This is a genomic window from Bacillus sp. SIMBA_026 (assembly GCF_046535335.1).
Lineage (GTDB): Bacteria > Bacillota > Bacilli > Bacillales > Bacillaceae > Bacillus > Bacillus velezensis.
The window spans coordinates 1-228 of record NZ_JAWRWX010000560.1 but is presented as its reverse complement, the minus strand read 5'-3'; the positions used below and the strand labels follow the sequence as shown (position 1 = coordinate 228).

General features: G+C 35.1%; 1 pseudogene. It reads right to left on the bottom strand.

Features of this window, described 5'->3' with window-relative positions:
• A pseudogene (locus tag SB847_RS22545) lies at nucleotides 1-82 on the bottom strand (PH domain-containing protein); the annotation flags it as partial.
• Between the last annotated feature and the right edge of the window lie 146 nt (nucleotides 83-228).

The following is a 228-nucleotide window of genomic DNA, read 5'->3' as shown; positions in this document are numbered from 1 at the left end:
TCGTTTCGATCCGTTCTCCATCAACGAGCAAAGCCTCCAGATTTTTTGTGTCGGTTGATCTGCTGACAGAAAAAATTCCCAATGAAGACCCCCACTTTCTGCTTCTATACTATTGTTTTATTACAATCATAAAAAAATCAGTTCTTTATCCCTATATAAGAATACGACATAGACGGCATTTAAACTATTACGAACAGATTACATTTTTAGAACGTTCATCAAAAAAGC